The following is a 3,833-nucleotide window of genomic DNA, read 5'->3' on the forward strand; positions in this document are numbered from 1 at the left end:
CCCCACTAATCGCGGGGTCCCCGGATAGAGTATAGAAAGAGGTTTGATTCCCTCCTTATAAATCAAGGACTTATGAGGGGGGTGCGGACACCAGCTGTGTCCGGGGGTGCGGACACCAGCTGTGTCCGGGGTTGTCCAAAAACTTGACAAATTTTTCCAAATTTTAGACAGTTAATCTGTCACAAATCAGGACAGGTTAGTCTCATATTATGACCACGATGACCGCACCTCAGGACAAAGTAGGCATTCCTGCTAAAAACAAACCGGGTAACTGGGTACAGACGGAGCGCAAAGCGCATGAAGCATGGGCCAATCTAATTGCTCGTAAGCCTCGGGCAGCAATGCTGTTACATCATCTAGTTGCCCAGATGGGTCATCAAAACGCAGTCGTAGTAAGTCAAAAAACACTAGCGAAAATAATGGGGATTCATGAGCGTACAGTACGTCGTGCTGTCGCTGATCTAGTTGAAGAACGATGGATACAAGTAGTTAGGCTTGGCAGTGGGAAGGAAGCTGCATACGTAGTAAATGATCGTGTCGCTTGGGGTCAGCGTAGGGATCAGCTTTGTTTGTCTGTATTTTCAGCAACAGTTATTGCTGATGCTGAAGATCAGGACCATGCCACCCTTGAGCACGAAGACCTTCGTCGTATTCCTACGCTTTATCCTGGTGAACAACAATTTGCCAGTGGTCCCGGTGAAGATCCTCCCGCTCAGCCTTCAATTCCAGGTATGGAACCTGATTTACCTGCTCTAAATGAACAATAAACTTGATAAAGGATATATTTCTAATGAGTTGGCTAGGTGTTCAAAATCTAGGATCTAGAAAGTTTACGTGTGGTCATTGTGGAAATATTGTTGCTAGTTCAGCTGGATATACCAGAAACGGATCTAATCAAAGAATATATATTTGCTCCCACTGCGGTCAGCCAACTCACTTTGATGTGAATTATCAGTACCCAGATATTGCGCCTGGTAATGACGTTCAGCATCTTCCTGAAGACATAGAAGGTCTCTATAAGGAGGCTAGAAACTGTGTTGCTGCCTCATCTTATACGGGCTCTGTACTTATCTCTCGTAAATTACTAATGAATATTGCTGTACGAGAAGGAGCTGAAGAAGGCAAACCGTTTATTTATTATGTAACTTATTTAGCTGATAAAGGATATGTTCCTCCTAATGGTCGCGGTTGGGTTGATCATATTAGGAAAAAAGGAAACGAAGCCACTCATGAAATCGCTTCAATGAGTAAATCAGATGCCGAAGAACTTATTGCATTTCTGGAAATGCTGATGAAGTTTATTTACGAATTCCCTAATAAAATTCCTTGTTGAAATATTAACGGCTTGGTGAAGGTCCGTGATTCTTTCTTAGAGTTGGCTGGCTTAGAGTAGAAGTGCGTGCTTCTACTTCGGCTACTATGGTTTTGATCTGGTCTGAAGTCTTATCCGCTTGAGCTGGCGAATACTTCATGATGGCTTCAACCACGGAGCGCATAGACTGACGATGCTCATTCACAGCTTCATGAATTGCCTTCTCTTCCACTTTCGCCCAATCAACGCGACGCCAGTTCTCAAACTTTCCCTGCATGGCCTCAATTGCATTTTTAGCAAACGTATAGGCCGCACCAGCCTTTGTTCTGACTAGGGTCTGGAGCATGTCAACACGACGTTTTTGCTCTGCCTCAATTTCGCGCTTTTTGCGTAGCTCAATGGCTTTTTTAGCAACCTCTTTAGCATCTGTCGTAGTCAGCCCTTCAAAGATGCGGTCAAAGCCCCTGAGACGCTCTGTAGCGACCTCTAGCCGTTTCCCTAAGCCTTCGGCCGTCTTGGTCATTTCTCGCGCTCTACGGGCCTCCTGCTGCGCTACAGAGGCAGTAATCACAATTGGGGAATAATGCTTTTGTACCCATTTGCTCAGACGCTCTGCTTGGGCTTCTGGAGTCTCATAGACACTGCTGAATAGCCCTTTTTTTAGCACTTCAGGCTTTAGCTGCTCAGGCTTAAGGTCCACATGAGTCGGCTCTTGCTGTATGGCCGCATAGAATTGGCTAACCCGCTGATGCTTTGCCTTGCTGCCCTCGATCCCGCGCTTTAACCCATGACGCTGTCCAACTAACTCCGCAAAATCAGTTTGCATCTGGTTGAGTGCTTTTGCTCCGCCTAGCCACTTTTTGCAGTTCAACCGGCCAGTATCAGGGTCACGGGGGACCACATACGCATACATGTGTGGCGTGGTTTCGTCACGGTGTATCCCGGCATAGATCACCTGATCCACACCATGCTTAGATCGCAGCCACTCCAGGGCATCATAGAAATACTGGTCTTGCTGTTCTCTTGTCTTGGCGTGCATTGCCTCGGGACTGGCGGTTACAAGGTACTCAATCGCCAGAACAGCATCCTTGCGGTACTTATCTGGTAACTGGGCATTGAATGCTGCCATTCCTTCGGTTACCGAATGCGCTCCGATATGGGTGTTATGCGAGTGCTTGGCCGGATCAGAATTAGGTGTTTCCTGTTCCCTAAAGGCGTGCCTCATCGACCGGCGCACAGCGACCGGCGATTTCAGCTTTTGCGTTCTCAAAATTGCGTATCCCATGCTTGCAGGATAGCACGTAAAAGCCCCCTCTGTTTTACAGAGTGGACTCACTACACTTTCTTCGAAAGTAGCTCGGCCCCTGCGGGGCAAAAAAGCTCAAAGCTTTCCTGCTAAAAAGTCTAGTTATCTACCGTTTGAATTTTAACGATGTTGTTCAATTCAGCTTTAGAGCAACTCATCACGATGTCAGATAAATCGCCAATGTTAATGATTCGAGGAGTGTTGCCTTGCTGCTCGTCGGCAACAAATATTCGGTACTCCCGCTGGTGACTAAAGCAGTTCCGCTTGTGAAAAATTGCAGCATCACCCTCAAACGATCCGCTGAAGACTTCTGGATCAAAGTATTGAACTAAACCATGACCAAAAACATGATCATTAGGCAGTGCTTCTAGCGCTTTATCTAGTCGATCAATGAAAGGTTGAGCTTTGATAATCAGGCAGTAATCACCCAGGTCACCAATTGAGGTATCGAGTAACGATGCTGCTGCCATCTCTTCATGACTATCAAAACGATCATCATCGTTGAAATACAGGGCTGACATGCAATAAACGTGATAGTCGTCGTGAGCTGTGTATTGAAATACAACAGGCTTAATAATCCCTTCTATTGGATATTCCTTTCCTGTTCTCGGATCAGTGATGTGAATGACCACCTGATCCGGCTGCAACCACTTATAAGCACCCTCGTGAGGATCGCCGATATTGCACGGATCTTCTTCTTCATAGTGCTTAAAATACTTCAATCGGTTCATATAAAGATCGCCTTTTATAAAATCTTGGCGATGCTTTTCTTCCTTAAAAAACCGGACAAAGAAAAAAATTCGGATAGCCATATTTTTCGCCTTGATTACATAGCAAGCGAAGCGCGCAGGACGTAGTCAGCACCCTGAAGGAGCGAAGCAGCCGTTGCACTTTGTTTAAGGATAACTAGGAGTTTGTCGGCGCACAGCGACTGGAAGGGTGCCCCTTCCAGAGAGTACAGCAACCCCAGCACGCTGGGGCCCCAGTTGCTGTACTCCAAGAGCATTTCCTGCCTTTGCAGGCCGTGGTATTGCCCACAGCCCCCTTTGCGCTTTTCAAGGCGCAGAGGGCTATGGACAAACCACGGCCGCAGGCCGGTTTTTTAAATGATCCCCACTAATCGCGGGGTCCCCGGATAGAGTATAGAAAGAGGTTTGATTCCCTCCTTATAAATCAAGGACTTATGAGGGGGGTGCGGACACCAGCTGTGTCCGG

At 46.9% G+C, this 3,833-nt stretch carries 5 protein-coding genes; 2 read left to right on the top strand and 3 right to left on the bottom strand.

Going from position 1 to position 3,833, the window contains the following annotated elements; genetic code table 11:
* Nucleotides 1–209: 209 nt before the first annotated feature.
* The gene (locus IEX86_RS24410; protein ID WP_188868740.1) at nucleotides 210–767 is read left to right on the top strand and encodes a helix-turn-helix domain-containing protein; all 558 of its coding nucleotides are present in this window, start codon (nucleotides 210–212) and stop codon (nucleotides 765–767) included.
* A 23-nt stretch (nucleotides 768–790) separates the two neighbouring features.
* A complete protein-coding gene (locus tag IEX86_RS25325; protein WP_229685501.1) occupies nucleotides 791–1,333 on the top strand; it encodes a DUF4145 domain-containing protein in 543 nt (180 codons plus the stop codon).
* A gap of 4 nt (nucleotides 1,334–1,337) precedes the next feature.
* Here IEX86_RS25325 and mobV read toward each other — a convergent pair whose 3' ends face one another.
* The 3 genes from mobV to IEX86_RS24430 form a co-directional block, all read right to left on the bottom strand.
* Nucleotides 1,338–2,597, bottom strand: a complete 1,260-nt coding sequence (gene mobV / locus IEX86_RS24420) for a MobV family relaxase (RefSeq protein WP_188868741.1) — start codon at nucleotides 2,595–2,597, stop codon at nucleotides 1,338–1,340.
* 119 nt (nucleotides 2,598–2,716) lie between these two features.
* Nucleotides 2,717–3,430: a hypothetical protein gene (locus IEX86_RS24425; protein WP_188868742.1), complete on the bottom strand. Its 714-nt coding sequence runs from the start codon at nucleotides 3,428–3,430 to the stop codon at nucleotides 2,717–2,719.
* A gap of 14 nt (nucleotides 3,431–3,444) precedes the next feature.
* Nucleotides 3,445–3,618, bottom strand: a complete 174-nt coding sequence (locus IEX86_RS24430) for a hypothetical protein (protein ID WP_188868743.1) — start codon at nucleotides 3,616–3,618, stop codon at nucleotides 3,445–3,447.
* Nucleotides 3,619–3,833: the final 215 nt, after the last annotated feature.

This window comes from Pseudomonas asuensis (genome assembly GCF_014646755.1).
Lineage (GTDB): Bacteria > Pseudomonadota > Gammaproteobacteria > Pseudomonadales > Pseudomonadaceae > Chryseomonas > Chryseomonas asuensis.